Consider the following 23702-nt stretch of genomic DNA (forward strand, 5'->3'; position numbering starts at 1 on the left):
ATGAAGTACGCATGGCTGCCGTTGAGTGCTTACCTTTCGTTTGATCACCTCTGTGAAGAGGTACACCGGCTATTGGGTAGCTATGAAGCTGATCACGCGATTAATTTTGAATAAGCACTTAAGAGTGCTGGTGGTTATCACAGTGCTCTTCGTTCGTGTACTGCTAATAAACCACAAGGTGGTTTTCTATTACACGTGCTCAAAAGAAATTTAGTTATGGGGTCTACAATGCCAATTAGCGTTTTTAATCTTTTTAAAGTGGGTGTGGGTCCTTCCAGTTCACACACCGTCGGCCCTATGATGGCTGCTTTTAAATACGCGAATTTATTACAAGAAAGTGATTTGATGGATAAAGTGTCACGCTTGGAAGTGCACTTTTATGGATCGCTTTCAGCGACAGGAGTGGGCCATAGTACAGACCATGCTGTTATGATGGGGTTAATGGGGGAGCGCCCTGATACGATTGATCCACGTATTATTGCACCCTGTATTGAAAGGCTAAAAACTGAACATAACTTCTCATTAGGAGGACAGATCAGCGTTCCTTTCCAATGGGAGCAGGATATTTATTTTCACGAAGAGAGTTTGCCTTACCACCCCAATGCGATGATCCTGACTGCCTATACCGACACCGGTGACGAGTTATGCAAAAAAACCTTCTATTCGATCGGCGGTGGGTTTGTTGTCGACCAAGAGCAAGTCGATGCGGGCGAGGTCGATTCAGATGTTGCTGACATTCCCTACAATTTCAACAGTGCTGCCGAGCTGCTTGCCTACTGCAAGACAGAAGAGATGAGTATCGCTCGCCTTATGCTTGAAAACGAAAAAATATGGCGAAGTGAACAAGAAGTGCGCGATGGGCTTTGGCGTATCTGGCAGGTAATGTGTGAATGTATCGATAACGGGTTAAATAACGAAGGCGTATTGCCTGGTGGGCTCAACGTCAAACGACGCGCTAAACAACTGCATCAACGACTTCAAACAGCAGAGCAAAACGCTTGCCTGATCGCGTCAACGTTTTCGGCGATGGAGTGGGTCAATATTTTTGCGTTAGCGGTGAACGAGGAGAACGCTGCGGGTGGGCGTATGGTAACGGCCCCGACCAATGGTGCCGCAGGCATTATTCCTGCTGTCTTGCATTACTTTATGAAGTTTCAGGCCAATGCCAGCGAAAAGGATGTGGTCGACTTTCTGCTTGTTGCAGGCGCTATTGGCATCCTTTGTAAAAAGAATGCCTCTATTTCGGGGGCGGAAGTCGGCTGCCAAGGCGAAGTCGGCTCTGCGTGTGCGATGGCAGCGGCAGGGCTAGCCGCCGTCATGGGAGGTTCGCCTGAACAGGTAGAGCACGCGGCGGAAATCGGTCTAGAGCACAATTTAGGGCTGACATGCGACCCAGTCGGTGGCTTGGTTCAAGTGCCTTGTATTGAGCGCAATGCTATTGCCACAGTAAAAGCAATTAATGCCGCGCAAATGGCGTTGCGGGGGGATGGTAACCACTTTATCTCACTGGATAAAGTGATCCGAACCATGCGCGATACAGGAAAGGATATGCTTGATAAATACAAGGAAACATCCCAAGGTGGCTTAGCCGTTAATGCAATAGAATGTTAGATATGTAGTATTTTGATTATACAGGAAACTTCTTTCTTAAGTCTGATGAGACTAAGTTGTTTTCTCTTTTCATAAGAGAGGCTTTCTGTGCGTGAAAGTTCCTGTTTTAAAGACATGTGTATAAGCCTAACGTTCACCGAAGTAGGAAGCGGGTTGTCTAAAGTTTTGTTTTGTCGAGAGAGGTTAGTGGATGAAATTAATGAGAGGTTTCAGTATTTACGATTAGTTAATTTATATATTAGTAGCGTGTCTATTAGTCGTTAGACAAACGTCTATTGGGAATTAATAACCTGTGGTAACTGATAAGCAGTAGAAAAGGTTTCTTTTTATTACTATGCCTGCGTGTTTATGCTGTGGACATGGCCATATGGCTACTCACAGTACTGCTACAACAAGGGCAATAATATGAAATTTGATGGTATCTGGACACCTGTCGTGACTCCTTTCGCTGCAGATGGAACCGTAGATTTTGATGCACTGGGTAAAGTCGTTGATACCCTGATCGATCAGCAAGTGAGCGGTTTAATTATCGGTGGCACAACGGCCGAATACTATGCTTTGAGTAAAGATGAACGCAAACAAACGCTTACGTTTGTCTCTGAGCACGTTAAAGGTCGCCTTCCGATCATGGCCGGAATCAATGCAACGACGACTGACGAGTGTTTGGAGCTTGGCCGTTATGCTAAAGCGGCTGACTACAATGCGATTTTGGTGGCTGCTCCTTACTACTGTCAGCCGACTCAAGATGAGTTGCTAGCGCACGTTCGCTGTCTTGATAGCGAACTCGATATGCCGACCATGCTTTACAACTTTCCTGATCGCACCGGAACGCCGATGAGCCTAGAGTTTATCAAGGCCTTAAGCGATCGCCCTAATATCCAGGCGATTAAGGAAAGTACTGGATCGATAGAGCGTATGCATTCGCTTGCCAATGATTTTCAAGACCAGATCCAACTCAGTTGTGGTATGGATGACCAAATCCTGGAGTTTTTCACCTGGGGGGCGCGTAGTTGGGTAGGAGGAGCATCAAATTTCCTCGCGCCAGAACACGTTGCTCTTTATCAAGCATGTGTCATTGAGCAAGATTTTGTGGCTGGTCGTGAACTGGCTTCTCGTCTGTTACCGATGCTTAACCTCCTAGAGCAAGGTGGTAAGTTCTGCCAATACATTAAGCATGGCTGCGAACTGGCCGGTATGCCCGTTGGCCCCGCGCGCCGCCCCTTGCTGCCGCTGACTGATGAAGAAAAGGCTGATTTCAAGCGTGTTTATGACACGCTAGTTGCCCACCGTAGCTGAATGAATGTTGGTGGAGGCTATCAAAATGCAGCTCCCCTGTAATTTCCTTCCCCAGGAAGATGGTCGCTGTGGCTGGTATGAAATGCTGCCTGAACCACCAGTTGCCACGCCGCTTAGGGGCGAGGTTAAGGCTGACTGGGTAGTGTTAGGTGCTGGATTTGCCGGTTTGGCAGCGGCGCGCCGGCTGGGGGAGTTGCAGCCAGAGAAGAAAATTGCGCTCATTGATGCCCGTCGTGTGGGGTTTGGGGCTGCCGGGCGTAACTCTGGCTTCATGATTGACTTACCTCATGATCTGTCCTCACATAGCTACACCGGTGCCCAGGACTCTGATCTCAGACAGATCCGCCTCAATCGCGGGGCGATCGATTATATGCGCGATATTGTCAAGCGTTACGCTATTGAGTGCGATTGGCAAGAAAGGGGCAAGTTCCACGGCGCCGTCGAGCCTCACGGCATACGTGCATTGGAAGCGTTTGCCAAAGGGTTGAGCCAATTAGGCGAGCCTTATGAAGAGCTTGATGCCCATGCCATGAAGCGAATTACCGGGACTGATTTTTACCGGGCTGGTTTGCATGCCCCCGGCGCGGTACAGGTTCAACCCGCAGCATTGGTAAGAGGCTTGGGTGCTACGTTGCCTAGCAACGTCACCCTCTATGAAGACAGCCCGGTACGCAACATTATCATTGGTAATCCGCATACCTTGGTGACGGATCTAGGCCATCTGCAGGCTCCAAAGATAGTATTGGCCAATAACGCTTACGCTGCCCAGTTTAGCCAGCTTGGCTTGAAGGGCCGCATACTGCCTATGTACACCTACGGCAGCTTGACCCGCCCCTTGACTGCTTCTGAGCAGCAAACTCTGGGCGGGGAGGAGAGCTGGGGGCTGCTACCAGCGGATCCAATGGGGTCAACGGTAAGACGCCTAGCCAACGGACGCATCTGTATTCGCAACTCTTTCACGTACAACCCGAACGTAAGGGCAAGTGCACAGCAGCTTAAACTTGTGCTTGCCGCGCACCAGCGCTCCTTTAACAAACGCTTCCCGATGTTGCCCAAGGTAGCGATGGAATATACCTGGGGAGGAGCACTGTGTGTGTCGCGTAATGGAGGAGCCCCCTTTGGGGAAATCAATCCAGGTGTTTTCAGCGCCGTTTGCCAAAATGGATTGGGATTAACCCGCGGCACTATTTCGGGAAAGCTGATAGCCGAATATGCGCTCGGGATTAAAAGTGACTTGCTTGATTATGCATTACTTCAGCCTAAGCCAACCGCAAACCCTCCAGAACCTCTGCTAAGCATAGGGGTTCGCTCGACCCTTGCCTGGAAAGAGTGGCAAGCCGGAATAGAGCTTTAACTCATGCGTCAATAGGAGCAGAACAATGTCTAATGCCCTGACCCAGGAAACGATCCGACAGCAAATCAGCCAGCTGAAGTATCGTAATTTAGCGTTTATTGATGGCCAGTTTGTGCCTGCGCGCTCTGGTGAGCAGTTTGAAACCTTGAACCCGGCCACAGGCGAATTGCTCACTCAGGTGGCCGCCTGTGATGCAGACGATGTTGACGTAGCTGTCCAGGCTGCACGTCGCGTGTTTGAGCAGGGCGATTGGTCGCTGCTGTCTCCGGCTGAACGCAAAGTTATATTGATACGCTTCGCAGATGCCATTGAAGCGAACAGTTTCGAGCTGGCAGTGTTGGAATCACTTGAGGCGGGTAAGCCCATTAGTGAATGCTTCAATGTAGATATACCCGATACCGCGAACACGATACGTTGGCATGCCGAAGCGATTGATAAGCTCTATGACGAGGTAGCGCCAACGGCAAAAGATTGTGTGGCGACGATTACCCGTGAACCGATCGGCGTTGTGGCTGCCGTGCTGCCCTGGAATTTCCCTGCCATGATGGCGGGATGGAAGTTAGGACCAGCGCTTGCAACAGGCAATAGCGTTATCTTAAAGCCTTCTGAATTGACCTCACTCAGCACGCTTAGATTAGCCGAACTGGCGTTGGAAGCGGGTATTCCGGCTGGGGTGCTCAATATTGTGCCTGGCTTGGGTCATACGGCGGGCAAGGCGATTGGTCTGCATCCGGACATTGATCTGGTCGCTTTCACCGGCTCTACGGCTACCGGCCGACGTTTCCTTGAGTATTCCGCCGCCAGTAACCTTAAGCGTATCGTGCTGGAGTGTGGCGGGAAAAATCCTCAGATCGTCATGTCGGATAGTGGGGATATCAAGGAAATAGCCAGCAATGTCCTGGCTGCTGCGTTCTGGAACATGGGTGAAAATTGCTCGGCAGGTTCTCGCTTGATTGTGCACCGCTCAGTGAAAGAGTCGCTGCTGGAAGAAATGCTCCGTCAACTCAGTGACGAGTGGATCACTGGCGATCCATTAGATCCCTCCGTACAGCTCGGCGCGTTGATCGAAGAAGCACACATGCAAAAGGTGATGGGCTTTATCGAGCAAGCCAAAGCCGATGGGCTTCAACCGATTGTGGGTGGCCAGCGCTTGAACGAAGCAATGGGCGGCTATTTCGTGGCGCCAACTATTTTTGACGATGTGCCCGCCAATGCCTCGGTTGCAATTGATGAAATCTTTGGGCCGGTGCTGGCGGTGATTCCCTTTGATACGGAAGAGGAGGCCATCCGTATCGCCAACGACACCTGCTATGGGCTAGCAGCATCGCTGTGGAGCGAAAACCTGAACACGGTCTATCGAATGTCAGCGGCGATTCGTGCAGGCACCATCTCCGTCAATTGTTTCTCGGAAGGTGACATTACCACGCCCTTTGGTGGTTACAAGCAGTCGGGTTTCAGTGGTCGAGACAAATCGCTCCATGCCCATGATCAGTACTGTGAGCTTAAAACGACCTGGATTCAACTTGGGTAAGGTTGATTAATGCCGGTTAACGATGTTTAACCGGCCTTTTAAGCTTAATTAATAACCTGACTTTAGTTAACAATATTTTCTAATAGTTAACGAAAATACTTAATGGAAAGTGAAATATGGCATTTAAAAGAACAATCCATGCTGTAGACACACACGCTGGCGAGCCTATGCGCGTTATTACAGGCGGTGTGCCTAACATCCCTGGAAATACCGTCCATGAGAAAATGGTTTGGCTGCGGGAGAATGACGATCAGCTACGTAAGTTAATGCTGCGAGAGCCGCGTGGCTATCCGCCGCTGTGTTGCAATATTATTGTTCCTCCCTGCCATCCAGATGCGGATGTAGGGAATATCATTATGGAACAGATTGAGTATCCCGTTATGTCGGGAGGTAACACTATTTCGGTAGTCACTGTTCTGCTGGAAATGGGCATGCTGCCAATGAAGGAGCCAGTCACGGAGCTTACCGTAGAAGCGCCAGCAGGATTGATTCACGTCAGAGCTGAGTGCCAGCACGGTAAGGTAAAAAACGTCACGTTCCAGAATGTGCCGGCTTTTGCCGCGTATCTTGATGCAGAAATAGAGGTGCCGCATCTAGGTAAAGTCACTGTGGACGTGGGTTGGGGAGGCATGTTCTATGTCATTGCCGATGTGCGTCAATTTCCTGGCATCGAGTTAATCCCCGAACATGGCGCCGAGATAGCGCGGATCTCTGCCATGATAAGACAAGCCGCTATCGAACAATTACCTGTTGCACACCCGCATTACCCAGGTGTCGGCATTACCATTTCGCAACTTTCTGGTCCTGCTGACAGCCCGGATGCTGATTGGAAAAATGTCGTTACCGTCGCATCCGGTGAGTTTGATTGGGACAAGCCAAGTACGTGGACTGGCGCGATCGACCGCTGCCCTTGTGGTACGGGCACGTGCGCTAAAATGGCGGTTCTGCACGCCAAGGGTGAGCTTGCGTTAAATCAAGATTTTCGGCATCAAGGCATCCTTGGCAATGTGTTTACCGGCAGGCTGGTTGAAGAAGCCGCCGTGGGTGACAAAAAGGCGGTGGTACCCACGATTAAAGGCACGAGCTGGATCTACGGTATCAATACCTATGTGCTGGATCATGATGATCCCTTTACCGAAGGGTTCTGCGTGAAAGACATCTGGGCATAAAGCCGGTGTAATGAGTCTTGTTATCTTGCATCTTAGAGGCGCCCCGTATTGGGGCGTTTCTTGTTAGGTGGTCAACACTATCGAGAGGTATCGTTTTTGAAACAGGAAACACTTTCTGCCTGCGATGCAGAAGTATTGGCCGAACAAGCGTGTCTCGCCGCTGGCGCCAATCACGCCACTGCCCGTGCTCTGGCAGCAGCAACTGTATCTGCGGCGCTTTACGGGCACGCTAGCGTCGGCTTTCCCCACCTGCTGGATTATCTTGCCAATTTTAATACGGGAAGTATTAATGGCAACGCTAAGCCGACACTCACTGCGCCGCTGCCCGCTATTATGCATTCGGATGCGGATGGCGGTATTGCCCAGTTGGGGTTCGACCTGGCCTTGCCAGCACTGGTGGAAAACACTCGTGCCCTGGGTGTCACGCTTTTTGCCCAAGCTAATAGCTATACCACGGGTGAGCTTGGCTACTATGTCCGCTGTCTTGCGCTTGAGGGTGTCATTGCCTTTGCTGTTTCTAATAGCCCAGCGGCGGTGGCAGGCTCCCCAGGTAGCAAGATCACGTTTGGCACGAACCCTATGGCGTTTGCTGTGCCGCTGGCCGATGCGACTGCGCCTTTGGTGATTGATCAGGCTTCTAGCGCAACGGCCTTTATCAACCTGGTGAATGCCGCGGAAGAGGGTAGAGCCATTCCTGAAGGTTGGGCAATTGATGAGAAAGGCAGTGCGACCACCGATGCAGCCGCTGGCCTGCGCGGTGCATTGTTAGCGTTTGGAGGAGCCAAAGGGGCGAATGTGGCATTGATGATTGAATGCCTATCTGCTGGTTTATCGGGTGCTTCGTGGTCGCTTGATATGGCTGATCATCAGAAGCGGGGGGAGAGGGTCGGTGCTAGCATAACGATCATCACGATCGCACCCACGGTTATCGATGAACACTTCTCAAATCGCCTGACTCAACAGCTTGATCGAATCACCGAGCTGGGTGCCTATATACCTGGCCGCCGACCGATTCGCCGCGATGTTTCCTACGATGATTTTATTGCCATTGATAGCGCTGTTCTGGAAAAAATTCGCCGCTTTTTGTAAGCGACGAATTTGGTAGTTCTGGTAGTGCTTTCTGCTTGTAGCTCGCTTTTATTAAAACTCTCCCTTCCTTAGACTTCTCAGGAAGGGAGCAGAGCGGCCCACACAACGCTGTATCCTCGAAGTGCTTAGCTTACATAGCCAAACAGTTTTGGCAAAAAGAGCGACAGCGCTGGCCAGTAGGTAGTCACTAGCATTACAGGGAGTGCAGCGAGCAACATAAAGCTAAATGCTGGTCGAATCACTTGCGACATGCCCACCTTCCCTATTCGGCAACTCATAAACAAAATGGGCGCCATCGGGGGGCTATTACAGCCGATAACCACACTCGTACCCACTATGGCCGCAAAATGCACTGGGTGCACACCGATGCTCTCCATAACAGGTAGCAGCAGTGGACTAAGGATAGCTACAACACTAACGTCATCCATAATCATGCCCATCAAGATTAAGAAAATATTGACCATCAGCAGGATTAGCAGCTTGTTCTGGAATAAATCCAGCAGCAGTTCTGTTAGCTGTTGGGGGACTCGCTCAAACGTGAAGATGCGGCTGGCCACGAAGGAAAAAAGCAAAATGATCATAATGACGCCAGTCGTCGTGGCGGCTTGAATGAAACAGTGAGCCAATGCCTTCAGGTTAAGGTCGCGATAAACGAACAGGCCGACGGGAATGGCATAGACAACGGCAATCGCGGCCGCTTCAGTCGGGGTGAAAATCCCCCCATAAATCCCGCCTAAAATAATAACCGGCAGCATCAAGGCAGGCATCGCTTTCCAACCGGTGCTGCCAATATGCTTAAATCGGTTACTCAGCGTCAGCGTCTCGGTGGTGGGGCCGGGGTATTTGCGTGTTTTAATGGCATTGATAATGCACAGCAAAATCATCAACAGAATGCCAGGCCCAATGGTCGCCAGGAATACGGCTGCCACTGATTGTCGGGTAACCACTGCGTATAGGATCATGGTGATGCTAGGTGGTATCAGCAGGCCCAGTAGCGACGAAATGCCTACCAGTGCAGTGGAGTAGGGGCGGCTATAGCCGTGCTTCTCCATCGGGCCGATCATAATAGTACCGATAGAAGCTACGGCAGCAGACGCCGTGCCTGAAATGGCACCGAATACACCACAGGACACGACCATCGTCGTTCCCATGCCGCTGCGTGACTTACCAACAATTGCTTCGGCAAAGCGTATAAGCCTGGCAGCAATCCCTCCCGACTGCATCAAATACCCTGTCATGATAAACAGCGGCAATGCCAATAGGATAAGCGAATTGATGGACCAGAATCCGGTTGTCATCAGCGAAGAGATATCGACGTCATAAGCGAGTGATAGAACCAGCGTCATGGCGGCGAATGAAAAGACAACAGGCACGCCTATCATCATTAGTAGTATGACTGCACCTATGGCTAATAAGGCACCCATGAGTTTCTCCAGTTATTGTCAGAAGTTCTTTTAATGAAAGACGTCTGATTGCACACTATTGTTAGCGAGCTATGATTTGTGGAATAAAAGGCGGGTGTCATTAATGAAGTCTCTAAGTGTATAAATTAACAGCAGAATACTGGCAACGAAGAGACTTCCTTGTGAAAAATAATGCGGTATACGGAACACCGGCGTAACTTGGCCTTTTTCAAAGCCCCAGGCAAACAGACTGTAGCTCCAGGTAACGAATAAGGCGGCTATAATCAGAGATATGGTAGTGGCGATAAGTCGCGTAACGTTATTAAGCATCTCGTTTTTGGAAAAGGCTTGGATGAAATCCGCACTGAGGTGGGACCTATCCCTTGAAGCTAGAGCTGCACCCAGCATATAAAGCCACATGGCAGCCATAAGCACCAATTCTTCAAGACCAAAAAAAGGTGTGTCTAATACCGCTCTTGAAGCAATGCCAATCACCATGGCGAAGGCGACGAAAGCACCTAATAGCGTAACGGCAGCTTTCATAAGAATCACAATCGCGTTATCTAAGACGACGAAAAAATTCATAATGACCTTCATGATATTACCTAGTAGATAATGAGCGTAGGATGCACCTGCTAGAGGCACATCCTATGTCACTTGGCAGGTATTATTTAGTTAGGCTCAGAGGCGAGATTGCGAACCTCTTGCATGATTTCTTCGCCCAAAGAATTTTCAGCTTCGGCCCAAACGTCCTCTCGAACACGCTCAATCCATGCTGCCATCTCTTCATCAGACGGTACGATGTATTCCATACCATCGTTCTGAGCCGTTTGAATCCACTTTTCATCCTCTGCTTGGGCGTCTTCGAATTGTTTGTTGATTACTTGGTCAACAGCGCCTGCGATAATCCCGCGATCTTCATCATCCATTCCTTCCCAGGAGTCTTGATTCATGAGAAAAGTATAGAAAGAAAAGTTATGTTTAGAGTGAACAAAGTAATCGAGCAGGTCATTAAAGTAGATATAATCCCAATAAATGACGTTGCTTGAGTCGCCGTCAACTACCCCCGTTTGGATAGACGTGTAAACCTCGGACCAATCGATTGGGACTGCTTGGAAGCCCATGGCCTGAATTGTCTGGGGCAGCGGGAATATTGGCTGTGAACGAAGTTTAATGCCCCTGGCATCGTCATAGTTAGTCGCGTAGCTATCCGAGGTGGCGATACCACCAAAGCCTTCGGGGAATGGGCCTAGGTATTCGAGTCCTATATCGGCAAGGACTGGGTCAATAATTTCCGATACCCAACCATCTTTACTGTAAGCCTTAAGAGCGTCCTCCCAGCCCAATGTGAGGTAGGGCAACTGTAGGACGCCAAGGCGTTCATCGTAGGAGGTCTGGGGCCAACCTAAAAAGAGGTCGATGTTGCCACGAACTAGCTGATCGAAGAGCTCTTGAGGTCCACCAATCTCATCTTGATAAAATACGTTAATCCTGATTCTACCATCAGTTTGTTCTTCGACTAGGTCCGCTATCCTTTTTACGGCCTGTCCTTGGGGCGATTCTCGATCTCCTGCTTCTGTTGCCATGGTGAATCTTAAGTCTTCGTCGCTAGCCCATGTTGACGATGAGAAACTCATAGTAGCGATAATCGAAGCGGCAGCTGTGATTGAGCTGATTTTTACGGATTTTTTTAGATTCATAATTTTTCTCCCGACGAGCCATTGTAGTTAGTGCTTACCTGTTGCTTGGGCTCGGCCAAGCATTTATCCAAGCTATTACTATGGAGAAAGTAATGGAAACTACTTTTCTTGCGTGCAAAGCAATACCTGAGGTTATGATAGGTGCAGTTAAGTCGGGTAAAATCTATTTGTATACGCCTGGGTGTATGATTTCTGGCAATCGTTTGAGCTATAGAAGTCATTCTTTACAAGCTGTTAGAAAGCTTCTATAGCACTTCGTCAGGTAGTAGGTCGATAATGAACATCGCGCTGTACAAGCCAGCTATCGGTATTTGTTAACGCTGTTGTCTCACACTTGATACGTTAAAAGCAGGAGACTGCAATTCCTGAATTAAACTAACTGCTTAACGTCCGTGCAGCACTCTGGCTCCGAATTGCAGAGGGTGCATGACCAAACTGTTTGCGAAAAGCACGGGAGAAGGAAGAGCTGTCTGAGAAACCCAAGTCCATGGCAATTCTACCTAGCGGCAACCGAGTGGTTTGCAGCCATTTCATCGCCCACGATAACCGCCGCTCTAATACATATTGCTGTGGAGATTTACCAAAATGGCGCACAAACAGTAGATGCATTTGGCTTTGCCCTAAGTGCAGAAAATCTGAAAGTGCCGAATTAGAAGGTGGTATTTCCAACGATGCATCAATAAAGGAATTGATGTCACTAGCTGAAATACGGCAATTTTTTGGCAGTACTTCCAGGCTGCCCACAGCCATCAGCTCATAAATTTGAGTAACAAACATCATTGCCAGCTGTCGACGCAGTAGATAACGCGAGTCCCTGGGGCCAAAAAAACGGAGCTGCTCAACTGCAAGACTAACTGTCGACACTAGAATCGGTGGCATATCAAATAACAGTGGTCTGGAAAAAAGCTGCTCCGTCACGTCGATATTGGCGTCTTTTTCAAGCATGGATAAACAACTATCGTAGCTGCTTAAATCAATAACCAGTAGCTCACTGCAATCATTACGGCCAGCATAAATGTGTCTTTCATTGGCAGGTATAATAGCGGCTGTCGTGGCATTCAGGCTTCCTGCCTCTTTCTCAAGCTCACAATTCATCTCTCCACGCCACCCTAGCAATAGCTGGGGGAAATCATGGCAATGCTCGCCCGAACTACGGGCAATACGGTTACACCTTGCTTGAGTTTGTTGCATGGTCGTTATCCTGATATCACTCAATCCGTACAATCTGTAGGCAAGCTGGCGATGTTGCTCAGTGTAGGGAGACACAGAATAGCTGCGGGCTCCGACCCACTTTTTGTTAGGTATAGGTATACGCAACTACCTTAAAGGCTAACCTTCAAACGGAATGCATGACAACTATTACGGAGTTCATGCCAAGACTTTGCAACCTCCTACATCTTAGTCTGTATCGATGAATTCTATAAAGGGAGGCTGTCATGTATTTCAACGCTGAACAAGTTACCGATGCGTTACCCTGGAAGGCTCTAATCGATGCCCTCGACGTGATTTTTACTCGCGACGTACAGTCACCTATTCGCCACCATCATCACTTGAAAGTCAGTGGCGATCCAGATGCAACGTTATTGTTGATGCCAGCATGGATAGAGAATCGCTACCTAGGGGTTAAGCAAGTTAATGTTTTTCCTGGCAATACAGCGCGTCGTGAGCCTGGGCTTACCGGCCACTACCTGCTTAGCTGTGCACGCACTGGAAAACATTTGGCTCAGTTCGAAGCTAATGAGTTGACATCACGCAGAACAGCGGCTGCGTCAGCGCTGGCCTCTCGATACCTCTCCCACGAAAATTCGGCAGAGCTGCTAATGGTAGGTGCTGGACGCATGGCACGTCGCCTAGTGCCCGCCCATGCATCGGTACGTCCGATTAAACGAGTCCGCGTTTGGGATCTTTATCCCAAATCAGCCGCCGCCCTGGTCGAAGAGCTCATTGAGCAAGGCTATCAAGCAGAGCTGGTTGCCGCGGATGGTCTTCAGCAGGCCGTTAGCGAAGCCGACATCATCAGTTGCGCCACACTTAGCCAAGAGCCGCTGATTCGTGGCGAATGGCTCACGCCAGGAACGCATGTCGACTTAGTAGGTAGTTTTACGCCTTATATGCGTGAAGCAGACGATGAAGTTATGCGCAGGGGCCATGTGTTCGTTGACACTAGAGCGGGTGCCTTAGCCGAGAGTGGAGATTTAATTGATCCTATTAAGTCCGGTGTCATAAGTGAGTCGGACGTATTAGCAGATTTTTATGAACTTTGTGGCATGCGGCATTTGGGACGGAGCGAACTAAACAACCCCAATGAAGCTGTGACGGTGTTTAAAGCAGTAGGGGCATCTTCTGAAGACCTGGCTGCTGCGATCACCGCTTATGAAAGGAGCTGCAATTAATCAGAGGCTACTGACAATTTAATGCTGAATAAGAGGAATAACCAGCTTGAAAAATAAAAGTAAAGCCATTGGACTACCGTCGCTAAGTATGGCGCTTCTGCCCATCATACTTACTATCGGTTTGTTGGCGATTCAGCTTTTCTATTACGGCGACTTCACGCCTCATATACCGCTGGCGCTCGGTGCGGGTATTGCCGCAATCTTTGGCTGGAGTCGTGGCTACCGCTGGGATGAAATGCAAGCCGGAGGCTTTAAGCTGCTCCACGTCGCTATGCCAGCTGTTGCCACCTTGATTGTGGTGGGCATGTTGATCGGCGTGTTGATTGCCAGCGGTACTGTTCCCACGCTGATTTACTATGGCCTAGAGCTCCTCAGCCCTCAGTGGTTCCTAGCGGCCACTATGCTGATGTGCGCCATTGTGTCACTGGTGGTAGGCTCTTCTTGGACCACGGTCGGTACTGTTGGGCTTGCATTGATGGGGATCGGTGTTGCTCTCGAAGTGCCGGTTTACTGGACATCAGGGGCAATCGTCTCAGGTGCTTTTTTTGGTGACAAGATGTCTCCGTTATCTGATACGACCAACCTTTCTCCGGCCGTCACCGAAACCAATATTTTCGATCATATTAAAAACATGCTGCCCACCACAGTGCCAGCTATGCTCATTGCTTTGGTGATTTATGCTTGGGTGGGGGGGGGAGATCAGGAAGGCACATCAACGCTGGCTCGCATTGTTGATATTCGTGAAGGCCTGTCTGACGCTTTCCAACTGGGGGCCTGGCAGTTGCTTCCGTTGCTAGTGATTTTATCGTTAGCCTTTCTGAAAGTCGCGCCTATTCCTGCCCTGTTCACCGCAACTTGTTTAGGTGGTCTCATCGCTATACTGACCCAGGGCGCTTCCTTTCACGATGTTTTGACCTATGCTCATAGTGGCTATTCGGTCGAAACAGGAGTCGGGCCGCTAGATACCCTACTTAACCGTGGTGGTGTCACGTCCATGACCTGGGTGGTGACGCTAATCATCTTTGCATTGATCTTTGGCGGTATTTTGGAGAAGACTCGTTGCTTAGAAAAAGTGGTCACCACGATTACCGAAAAAGCGCGTAGCTTTAGGGCACTGCAAACGAGCGCGGTGTTAACGCCTATTTTTGTCAACGCTATCTCTGGTGATGTCTATCTATCTATTGCGTTACCCGGGCGTATGTACGTTAGTGCTTATGACCGACTCGGTTACTCGCGACTCAACCTCGCACGTGCGATCGAAGAGGGCGGCACTCTGATGTCTCCGCTGATTCCTTGGAACGTAGGTGGCGCTTTCGTTATCACCACTCTGGGGCTAACTGTGGGCGATGGTGATTTTAGCGCCTTGCTCTATATACCTCTAGCATTTGCCTGCTGGCTATCGCCGCTGTTGAGCATCATCTACGCCCAGTTCGGTTGGTTCTCCTATAAAGCCGACCCTAAGAAGCGCCCCAACAGTGACCAGCCTGCTAAGATCACGTCCCAGGACGATGAATCTGCACCGATACAAGACGAAAGCTTAGTGCTTAACAATTCGAGGGTTTCATGAGTTTTGAAACTTCCCCACGTCACCCCGATGTGGTCGTTGTCGGGGCAGGTCTGATCGGCATGACAGCGGCGCTGAAGCTCCAGCAGGAGGGGCTTCGAGTGCTGGTTATGGATCGCGATGAACCGGGCAAGGGCGCCTCTTTTGGCAACGCCGGTTATCTTGCCACTGAACTGGTTGATCCTCTATCCACCCCCGAGACACTGCGTAAAGCCCCAGAGTTACTGCTTAATCCGCATGGGCCTCTGGCGCTGCCGCCACGTCACTTGCCACACTTGCTTCCGTGGCTGTTACGTTTTGCCATAGCGGCTAGGAAGCCTAGCGTTAGCAAGGGACGCCAAGCATTGGCCGCCCTCAATAGCCACTCCTTGGCGGCCTGGAAGCGCTGCTTGGCAGGAATCGGTGCCCAGGACGAGCTGATTGCTTCGGGATATTTGATGGTCTGGGAAAACGTGCGCGCTCTGGAGCAGGCGCGTCGGCATCGTGACAAGCTTGGGAAGTACGGTATCGAAGCCACGCTGTTAGACGCCGACGCGGTACAGGAGCGGGATAACGGCCTGAACCCGAATATTCATCATGCTCTACTTTTCCCCAACGCTCATCAGGTGAGCGATCCTTACCGTGTCATGCAGCGCTTGGTCGAGGCGTTTGAAAACACGGGCGGGGAAATCGTGCGCGAAAGTGCCGAGCAGATCAGTGCGACTGCGGAAAGTGTCTCCATTCGATCAGATCAGCGCACTATTGAAGCGCCGCGAGTGGTCATCGCCACTGGTGCCTGGAGCGCTAAGCTAGCGAAACAGTTGGGCCTGAATATGCCGCTGGAGGGCGAAAGTGGCCACAGCCTCACTATTACCAACCGCGTGAATGCGTTACGCCAGCCAATTGGTTCGGCAGAGCGTAATATCGTTATGACGCCCATGCAGTGCGGTCTTAGGGTGGTTGGCTTCTCTGAGCTGGGCGGGCTGGCGCTAAAGCCCAACCCTAAACGATCACAAACGCTCAAGTATCATGCCTCAGCACTTTTGAGCGATGCCCGTGGCGTCGAGCAAGCCAGCGACTGGATGGGGGCGCGCCCGACATTGCCAGACTCTTTGCCAGTGATCGGTCAACACCCTAAATACCCGCAGGTACAGTTTGCGTTTGGTCATCAGCACCTAGGATTGACTCAGGCGGCGATTACCGCTGAGCTGATCGCCGATCATCTGATGGGGCGCCCCTCCGTCATTAATCTGACTCCTTTCCGAGCAGACCGTTTCGAGTGTATTTGAGCCTGATCTGACACTATATGAGTGTCAGATCACTTGATTCTTTGATGGGCTCCCCCCTTCCCGACACCTTTTAAACCGCGTCGTCATCTTCAGTACATAGCGTATGGTGAGAGGTGGCATGTCCTACCGATTTCAGAAGAGATGGCTGATGCCTTTCAATATCTTTTTGTTTTTTAACCTTTATATCGAATATGCCGTGTCCATTTATGCAGACTTATGATCAGTGAGCGCTAGCGTTCTTAGAATCTCTGCTGAGACTTTGGTTGTAATTTAAATGTACATGCTTGTCATTTTACATGACATATGTGTACATTGCTTTTATTGTCAGGTGAACAGTGCATGAACTCATTATCGTTTTATACGCGTAAGAAAACGCATGTCGCCCGACAACATTGCCTCTAAACCATTATGGACAATGTTGTTTACTGGCAAAGGCCGTAGGCGCCGTGTGTTGATAACAATCGTTAGAGTTGATTGACGACTCTTATATTCCAACAATTTCAAATAAATAAGGTGAAAAATGGCTAGCGTGACTACTCCGCCACTGAAAGCCTCTGTGCAACGTCAGTTCGATTTGATTCTCAGGAACAGATTGGTAATTAAGCGGCAGATTACGGTTGGGAAGTGAAAGGCATTTAAGTTAGCTGAGAGGTTCTCTCAGCCGCCTTCTGTTTCGCACTAAACCATATGAAATCACTGGGTAAGACCTCAATAGTTCGATATTTATTGCGCATGCCACTGCATGTTTGGCGGGACAGAGGTCTCTCCTTCCAACTCAAGAGTAAATAGGGTGACGATAGATGCAAGATATGCATAAGTACAGAGGCTTTTGGTATGCGCAGGCGTTGGACTATGACAGTCACGTGGCTCCTTCGCTTGAGACTGATGTTAATGCCGATGTTTGTATTATCGGTGGAGGATACCTTGGTCTCTGGACAGCTATTCGGCTCAAGCGGGAAAAGGCGAACCTTAAGGTTGTCATCGTTGAGCGCGACCTGTGTGGTGGGGGCGCCAGTGGCCGTAATGGCGGCGTTGCGACTAACTGGTGGGGGAAATTTCTGTCGGTTCGCAAGCTCTGTGGTCATGAAGAAGCCCTGCGTATTTGCAGAGCAGCTGAATCCGCGATTGATGAAATAGGTGAATTTTGCCAAGAGAACGGCATCGATGCGGAGTATCGCAAGGAGGGGTGGATATGGTCGGCCAGTTCCGAAATGCAAAAAGGCTCCTGGAACACGCTGGTGGATTCCCTCAATGAGTATGGTGTGAATCCCTTTATCGCCTTAGCGCCTGGCGAAGCACAAGCAAGAACCGGAAGTCCGAACAACATCGAAGCGGTCTTTGATCCTAATGCGGCCACCGTACAGCCAGCGATGCTTGCTCGTGGTCTGCGGCGTCATGCCTTGGAATTAGGTGTTGAAATCTACGAACAGACACCGATGAAGCGTCTGGAACGCAGCAAGACACCCATCGTCCATACAGAGAGGGGCCGCGTAAAGGCGGAAAAAGTAGTGGTTGCCATGAATGCCTGGGGGGCTATCTTCCCGGAACTTCGCCGCGATATTGCACTGGTCTCTAGTGATATGGTGGCAACGGCTAAAGCGCCTGAGCGCCTCAATGAGATCGGTTTTACCGGTGGTGAAGGCATGACCGATTCTCGGGTAGTGCTTAACTACTATCGCAATACGCAGGAAGGGCGGGTGATTTTCGGCAAGCCCTTAGGAAAATTTGGCTTCGGTGGTCGTGTTGGCGATATGTACGAAGGGCCTTCCCCTGCTGCAAAAAAGGTGACTGAGGCGTTTCACAATATTTACCCCAATTTATCTGATGTGCCCATTGTTAGTAGTTGGACGGGACCTCTTGATCGAGCGATGAATGGGCTGCCCACCTTTGGGCATCTTGGTGGTCATGAAAATATCGTCTACGCGATAGGTTTCTCAGGTAATGGAGTTGCAACGACCGTGTTTGCAAGCCGAATTGTCGCCTCTCTCACGCTGGAGAAGAATGATGAGTGGAGTCGCTGTGGTCTTGTCGATACGAAAATCAAACGCTTCCCGATAGAGCCCTTCCGCTATATCGGCGGGTATATGGTGCGTGATGCACTTGTACGTAAGGAAGCGCTGGAAGACCAAAATAAGACAGCTGGCTGGGTAACGCGCAAGCTGGCATCGCTTGCACCTGCTGGTTATGTGCCCACAAAAAAGAGCTGATGGAGAGGTTATGCATAACATCGTATTTCTAGATAAAAGTGCTGTGGCGCCGCAGATTCACTTACCCAAACCTGACTTCCCGCATCAGTGGGTTGAGTATGACTACACGGAAAGTGAGCAGTTGGTTGAGCGCGCCGAGGATGCAACCATCATCGTAACCTGCGGCGCACCGGTGCCTGCCGCTGAGCTTGCACAACTACCGAACTTGAAAATGGTCTGCATCGCCATGACTGGCACCGATCATGTCGATGTGGACTACTGCCATGAACATGGGATTCAGGTATGCAATGTACCTGCTTACTCTCCGGCCACCGTTGCCGAGCACGCCTTGGGGTTACTGTTGGCCCTACGGCGGCAGATCCTCGCGTATCACTCACTGCTGAAAAGCAACAAGTGGTATGGGGATGATTGGCAGACCAATGTCTTTCTCGATTACGAAGTCAACGATATTCATACCAGCCGTATCGGCATCGTGGGTAGCGGTATGATCGGGCGGGCCATGGGACGGCTCGCGACGGGCCTGGGTATGGATGTGGTCTATCACAACGACGTCGAGACGGCTAATGATCTGCCGCTTGTGTCGTTCGATGAGCTGCTGGAAACCTGCGATGCTATCAGCTTGCACTGTCCGTTGCTCAGTTCGACTCAGAATATGTTCACGCTGGCCGAATTCAAACGCATGAAGAAGGGCGCGGTGATCATCAATGCCGCCCGTGGGGGCATCATCAATGAGAGTGATCTCGCCGAAGCACTGCGTTCTGGTCTTCTGGCAGGCGCTGCGCTCGACGCTGTTGAGCACGAACCTATCCGGCCAGACGAGCCGCTACTGCAATTGATGGATCTACCTAACTTCATCATGACACCGCATATTGCCTGGAGTAGCCAGCAAGCGATGCAGGGGTTAATGAACCGAGCCATTGGGAACATCAACCAGTGGAATAAAGGTACACCCACTAATTTAGTCTAATTCTCCAACTAGGAAAACTGTCATGAAAACCAGTTACATCAATGGCGCTTTTATTTCCGCTGGGGATAACGTGCTTGAAAACAAGAACCCGTCTGATGTCTCCGATGTAGTCGATCGCTTCAGCCGAGCCGGACGAATGGAAACCGAGCAAGCGCTAGCAGCCGCGTCGGCAGCCGCTCCCGAGTGGGGGAACTCTAACCCTCAAGAACGTTTTGATGCTCTGGATTTCATTGGTAGCGAGATCCTAAGCCGACGCGAAGAACTGGGTGCTCTGCTGTCACGCGAGGAAGGTAAAACCCTTCCGGAAGGCATTGGCGAGGTTACCCGAGCCGGCTATCTATTCAAGTTCTTTGCTGGTGAGGCGGTGCGTATCGGTGGTGAGCGCCTGGAGTCCGTGCGTAAAGGCGCAACCGTTGATGTTACTCGGGAGCCCGTTGGCGTGGTGGGTATTATTACACCTTGGAATTTCCCGATTGCTATTCCGTCATGGAAGATTGCCCCAGCGTTATGTTACGGCAACTGCGTTGTCTTCAAGCCCGCTGAATTAGTGCCTTCTTCAGCCTGGGCATTGGCTGAGATTATTTCTCGCTCCGGTCTTCCCGACGGAGTGTTCAATATGGTGATTGGTCCAGGTTCGGAGGTGGGTGATGCCATTATCGGCAGCGATGCTGTTCAGGCAGTGACATTTACTGGCTCGGTTAACACTGGCTCCATGATTGCCCAGCGCTGTGCTGCACGCATGGTAAAAGCACAGCTTGAGCTTGGTGGCAAGAATCCGCTTGTCGTGCTTGATGATGCCAACCTGGAACAAGCTGTTGATATTGCCGTCCAGGGAGGCTTTTACTCCACCGGGCAGCGCTGTACGGCCAGTTCGCGCGTCATCGTGACAGATGGTATCTATGATGATTTTATCAAGCGGTTTGTCGAGAAGACGCAAGCGTTGTGTGTTGGCCCGGCACTCGATGAAGCGACCCAGATTGGCCCCGTCGCCAGTGAGAGTCAACTGCGACAAGACCTGGAGTATATCGACATCGCCAAGCAAGAGGGCGCCACGCTGTTGGCGGGTGGCAACCGGGTTGAGGCGACTACCGATGGTTACTACCTGCAGCCGACCATCTTCGCGGACGTGAATAACGCGATGCGCATTTGCCAGGAAGAGGTGTTCGGGCCGGTGGTCACCGTCTCTCGGGTGGCTGACTATGCAGCCGCTCTAGCAGAGGCCAATGATACGCCTTTCGGCCTATCTTCCGGAATTTGCACGACCTCCCTGAAATACGCTGAGCACTATAAACGTCACGCTAAAGCCGGCATGGTCATGGTGAATATGCCCACTGCAGGGGTCGATTACCATGTTCCGTTCGGCGGTACTAAAGGTTCAAGCTATGGCCCACGCGAACAGGGTAGCTATGCCGCAGAGTTTTATACCCGGGTAAAAACTGCCTATCAGTACGCCAACTAGTCCCTCTCACCAAAGGAGCCTAACGATGCCATCAGTGAAAATCATCGACTTCCAAAATAGTACGGCACCCAATAGCACATCCGTGATGGAGCCAGAGCGTCGCCTTAGTGGCGCTCCCGAGCAGAGTCTGCAAAACATGTACGCCTCTGCCGCCAAAGAGTTGCTCTCGGGCATTTGGAGTTCGGAGATTGGCAAGTGGTCCGTCGACTACAGCCAACGCCACGAGTTTTGTTACTTGGTCGAAGGGCATATTGTCTTGGCTGATGAAGATGGCGAAGAAAGCACTTTCAAAGCAGGGGATGCCTTTGTGATTCCTGTCGGTTTCAAGGGCAGTTGGGAAGTAATCGAGCCTGTCACCAAGTATTACGTCATTTACAACGTGGCTTGTTAAGTGCCTGCTCAGGAGAAACGTGAATGAAGTCATCTTGATTCATTGATTTTACTTGGCCTTGGTGCGCGAGGCTTGAGCGAAGGTACTTTGGCAAAGGGAGTTAATCCATGGTCTTCGAGCTACCTGCACCGAAGTTTCAAGACTCTATGCCATTGGCTGGCTGTATTGAGGCCAGGCGCAGCGTAAGGGAGTACACAAAGGTACCGCTAACTATCAATGTTTTGTCTCAACTGCTTTGGTCGGCCCAAGGAGTAACTGGGCCAGACCAAAAAATAGCAACTCCATCGGCGGGTGGGTTATACCCGCTACATCTACACATTTTGGTGAAGCATGTATCAAAACTTGAGCCCGGCACCTATGAGTATAAGGCTGCTAGCCATTCGTTGGAGCTGGCCGGTGATCAGGTTCCAGAGGAGACCATGCTAGAGCTAGGAATTGGCGATCAACCGTGGTTAAAAGAGGCGGCCATCGTCATTGTGGTTTCAGCAAGACTCGAAGATGCAGTTCGGCACTTCGAATGTCAGCCACCCGAGGGAGCGCGCGGTGCTCGCTATGTATATATGGAAACTGGTGCTTTAGCACAAAACGTCCATCTTCAGAGCGTTGCTCTCGGAGTAGGGTTTGTTCTAGTGGCAGGATTCGACGATTTAAAGGTAAAGAAAACATTGAGGTTACCCGCTGGCTTGGAACCTACAGCATTGCTGTGTATCGGGAAACGGCGGGACGTTTGATCAGTGCGGAAAATAGAATCCCCTGACGCGCTCAGCAATAGCAAGGCAGGAGGGCCTTCCTGATAGTCCACCTGATTTTACATCGACGCCTCCTCTTCGTTATCGACGGTGGAATCGGATATTAAAACAGCAAGGGTTTTAGGTGATTTGGGGTAGTTGGGTGTTTGTGCCCACTTAAGAGGTGTTCAACAATGAAGATAAACAACCTACCTGCCGATGATGATAGTTGTGGCTGGACTGGTATTCTCCCGAAACATGAGCCTCGGCGACTCGAAGGGCCGGCCGAAGCCGATTGGGTGATTATAGGCGCTGGCTTTACCGGCCTTGCGGCAGCCCGACAGTTGGCGGTTCACCATCCAGATGACACCATCTTGCTGGTGGACGCCCAGTGTGTTGCCGACGGTGCTTCTGGCCGTAATTCTGGTTTTTTGATCGACTTGCCTCACGACCTTTCAGCTCCGGATTATATCGGGGATCTCAACGTCGCAGGCATGGATCTGTCACTTAATCGTGCCGCTATTAGCTATCTTCGAGAGATCGTTGAGGAAGAGGGTATCGATTGCGATTGGCGTGCCTGCGGCAAGGTGCAAGCCGCTGTCAATGACAAGGGCATCAAGGTCCTGGAAGCCTATCGTTCGGGGCTAGAGAGGCTCGGCGCCGAGTGCCACATGATTAATACCTCCGACATGCAGGCGAAGCTGGGTACCAGTTACTATAAGCAGGGGCTCTACACCCCAGGCACGGTACTAGTGCAGCCCGCAGCCCTGGCTCGTGGCTTGGCACGCACCCTGCCCGCGAATGTCAAGTTATGTGAGCTGACGCCGGTGACGCAAATTGAGCATGGTAGTCGTATCCAGTTGCATACCCCCGCTGGAATGATCAAGACTCGTAAGCTGATATTGACGAATAATGTCTTCGCCCAGGAATTTGGTTACCTCTCTGGGACTCTGCTTCCCATCTTCACTTATGCGGGGCTGACTCGACCGCTGACAGAAGCCGAGCAACAGCGACTGGGTGGCGATGCTTGCTGGGGGGTGATCCCCGCGGACCCTTTTGGCAGTACCGTCCGTCGCACGCTGGATCAGCGAATCCTGGTGCGCAACAGCTTCAGTTTCAACCCTGGCGGCAAGAGCTCGCCCACTGATCTTGAAAATGCCAAAAAGCATATCGTCAATGGCTACAATGCGCGTTTCCCGATGCTGGATAATGTGGAAATGGATTATTCCTGGGGCGGGGTAATGTGCATGAGCCGTAATCATGCGCCCTACTTCGGCGAGCTGGGAAAGAATGTGTTTGGTGCCGGCGGCCATAATGGCATTGGAGTTACCAAGGGAACGATCACCGGCAAGCTTATCGCCGATCACCTGGCAAACAAGGATTCTGATCTATTGAGATATATGTTGGCGCAACCACGTCCTGCCAAGAATCCACCGAGGCCATTGCTGGATATCGGGGTGGCCGCCACCCTGATGTACAACCAGTGGCGGGCGGGGCCGGAAAGGTAAACTCCACGGTTTCTTTGTGCATGGTTCAATTTCTTCTTGTCCAGGTGACATCCATTTTCCCTCA

General features: G+C 50.8%; 19 protein-coding genes and 1 pseudogene. 16 read left to right on the top strand and 4 right to left on the bottom strand.

All coding sequences use genetic code 11. From position 1 onward, the window contains the following. The 7 genes and pseudogenes from V8L70_RS03085 to V8L70_RS03115 all read left to right on the top strand — a co-directional run. Positions 1-114: pseudogene (locus tag V8L70_RS03085) on the top strand (IS630-like element ISHsp2 family transposase); the annotation flags it as partial. Positions 115-228: 114 nt separating this feature from the next. Continuing rightward, complete coding sequence (locus V8L70_RS03090) at positions 229-1611, top strand: L-serine ammonia-lyase (RefSeq protein WP_233975299.1); 1383 nt, start codon at positions 229-231, stop codon at positions 1609-1611. Positions 1612-1959: 348 nt separating this feature from the next. Next, positions 1960-2907 (top strand): dihydrodipicolinate synthase family protein, encoded by a 948-nt coding sequence (locus V8L70_RS03095; protein ID WP_336268828.1) that lies wholly within the window; start codon positions 1960-1962, stop codon positions 2905-2907. Positions 2908-2932: 25 nt separating this feature from the next. After that, positions 2933-4261 carry an NAD(P)/FAD-dependent oxidoreductase gene (locus tag V8L70_RS03100; protein WP_027957697.1) on the top strand — a complete coding sequence of 443 codons (1329 nt, stop codon included), beginning with the start codon at positions 2933-2935 and terminating at the stop codon, positions 4259-4261. Positions 4262-4286: 25 nt separating this feature from the next. Next, entirely contained in the window at positions 4287-5792 is a 1506-nt protein-coding gene (locus V8L70_RS03105; protein ID WP_233975298.1) for an aldehyde dehydrogenase, read from the top strand. A gap of 116 nt (positions 5793-5908) precedes the next feature. Beyond that, complete coding sequence (locus V8L70_RS03110) at positions 5909-6961, top strand: proline racemase family protein (protein ID WP_027957699.1); 1053 nt, start codon at positions 5909-5911, stop codon at positions 6959-6961. Positions 6962-7057: 96 nt separating this feature from the next. Next, positions 7058-8050 carry an Ldh family oxidoreductase gene (locus V8L70_RS03115; RefSeq protein WP_233975297.1) on the top strand — a complete coding sequence of 331 codons (993 nt, stop codon included), beginning with the start codon at positions 7058-7060 and terminating at the stop codon, positions 8048-8050. 125 nt (positions 8051-8175) lie between these two features. Here V8L70_RS03115 and V8L70_RS03120 read toward each other — a convergent pair whose 3' ends face one another. The 4 genes from V8L70_RS03120 to V8L70_RS03135 all read right to left on the bottom strand — a co-directional run bounded on the left by V8L70_RS03120 (position 8176) and on the right by V8L70_RS03135 (position 12344). Then, positions 8176-9474, bottom strand: coding sequence for a TRAP transporter large permease (locus V8L70_RS03120; RefSeq protein WP_027957701.1), 1299 nt, complete (start codon positions 9472-9474; stop codon positions 8176-8178). A 69-nt stretch (positions 9475-9543) separates the two neighbouring features. Next, positions 9544-10050: a TRAP transporter small permease gene (locus V8L70_RS03125; RefSeq protein WP_027957702.1), complete on the bottom strand. Its 507-nt coding sequence runs from the start codon at positions 10048-10050 to the stop codon at positions 9544-9546. Positions 10051-10124: 74 nt separating this feature from the next. After that, a complete protein-coding gene (gene dctP / locus V8L70_RS03130; RefSeq protein ID WP_231500623.1) occupies positions 10125-11153 on the bottom strand; it encodes a TRAP transporter substrate-binding protein DctP in 1029 nt (342 codons plus the stop codon). 375 nt (positions 11154-11528) lie between these two features. Further along, a complete protein-coding gene (locus V8L70_RS03135) occupies positions 11529-12344 on the bottom strand; it encodes an AraC family transcriptional regulator (RefSeq protein ID WP_276316047.1) in 816 nt (271 codons plus the stop codon). A gap of 245 nt (positions 12345-12589) precedes the next feature. On the opposite strand from V8L70_RS03135, the gene lhpI reads away from it, so the two are divergent. The 9 genes from lhpI (at position 12590) to V8L70_RS03180 (ending at position 23638) form a co-directional block, all read left to right on the top strand. After that, complete coding sequence (gene lhpI, locus V8L70_RS03140; protein WP_027957704.1) at positions 12590-13546, top strand: bifunctional Delta(1)-pyrroline-2-carboxylate/Delta(1)-piperideine-2-carboxylate reductase; 957 nt, start codon at positions 12590-12592, stop codon at positions 13544-13546. A 46-nt stretch (positions 13547-13592) separates the two neighbouring features. Next, on the top strand, positions 13593-15113 hold the full coding sequence (nhaC, locus tag V8L70_RS03145) for a Na+/H+ antiporter NhaC (protein WP_027957705.1): 1521 nt from the start codon (positions 13593-13595) through the stop codon (positions 15111-15113). Beyond that, positions 15110-16378: an NAD(P)/FAD-dependent oxidoreductase gene (locus tag V8L70_RS03150; protein WP_027957706.1), complete on the top strand. Its 1269-nt coding sequence runs from the start codon at positions 15110-15112 to the stop codon at positions 16376-16378. Before nhaC ends, V8L70_RS03150 begins: the two co-directional genes overlap by 4 nt. 800 nt (positions 16379-17178) lie before the next feature. Continuing rightward, on the top strand, positions 17179-18585 hold the full coding sequence (locus V8L70_RS03155; RefSeq protein ID WP_197029711.1) for an NAD(P)/FAD-dependent oxidoreductase: 1407 nt from the start codon (positions 17179-17181) through the stop codon (positions 18583-18585). A gap of 10 nt (positions 18586-18595) precedes the next feature. Beyond that, positions 18596-19552, top strand: coding sequence for an NAD(P)-dependent oxidoreductase (locus tag V8L70_RS03160; RefSeq protein WP_027957708.1), 957 nt, complete (start codon positions 18596-18598; stop codon positions 19550-19552). 22 nt (positions 19553-19574) lie between these two features. Beyond that, a complete protein-coding gene (locus V8L70_RS03165) occupies positions 19575-21011 on the top strand; it encodes an aldehyde dehydrogenase family protein (RefSeq protein WP_027957709.1) in 1437 nt (478 codons plus the stop codon). A gap of 25 nt (positions 21012-21036) precedes the next feature. Next, positions 21037-21402, top strand: a complete 366-nt coding sequence (locus V8L70_RS03170; protein WP_027957710.1) for a cupin domain-containing protein — start codon at positions 21037-21039, stop codon at positions 21400-21402. Positions 21403-21509: 107 nt separating this feature from the next. Continuing rightward, a complete protein-coding gene (locus V8L70_RS03175; protein ID WP_035537765.1) occupies positions 21510-22133 on the top strand; it encodes a SagB/ThcOx family dehydrogenase in 624 nt (207 codons plus the stop codon). Between the two features lie 191 nt (positions 22134-22324). After that, complete coding sequence (locus V8L70_RS03180) at positions 22325-23638, top strand: NAD(P)/FAD-dependent oxidoreductase (RefSeq protein ID WP_027957711.1); 1314 nt, start codon at positions 22325-22327, stop codon at positions 23636-23638. Positions 23639-23702 lie beyond the last annotated feature (64 nt).

Origin of the sequence: Vreelandella arctica (assembly GCF_037070215.1) — a bacterium.
In the GTDB taxonomy this organism is placed as follows: Bacteria; Pseudomonadota; Gammaproteobacteria; order Pseudomonadales; family Halomonadaceae; genus Vreelandella; species Vreelandella arctica.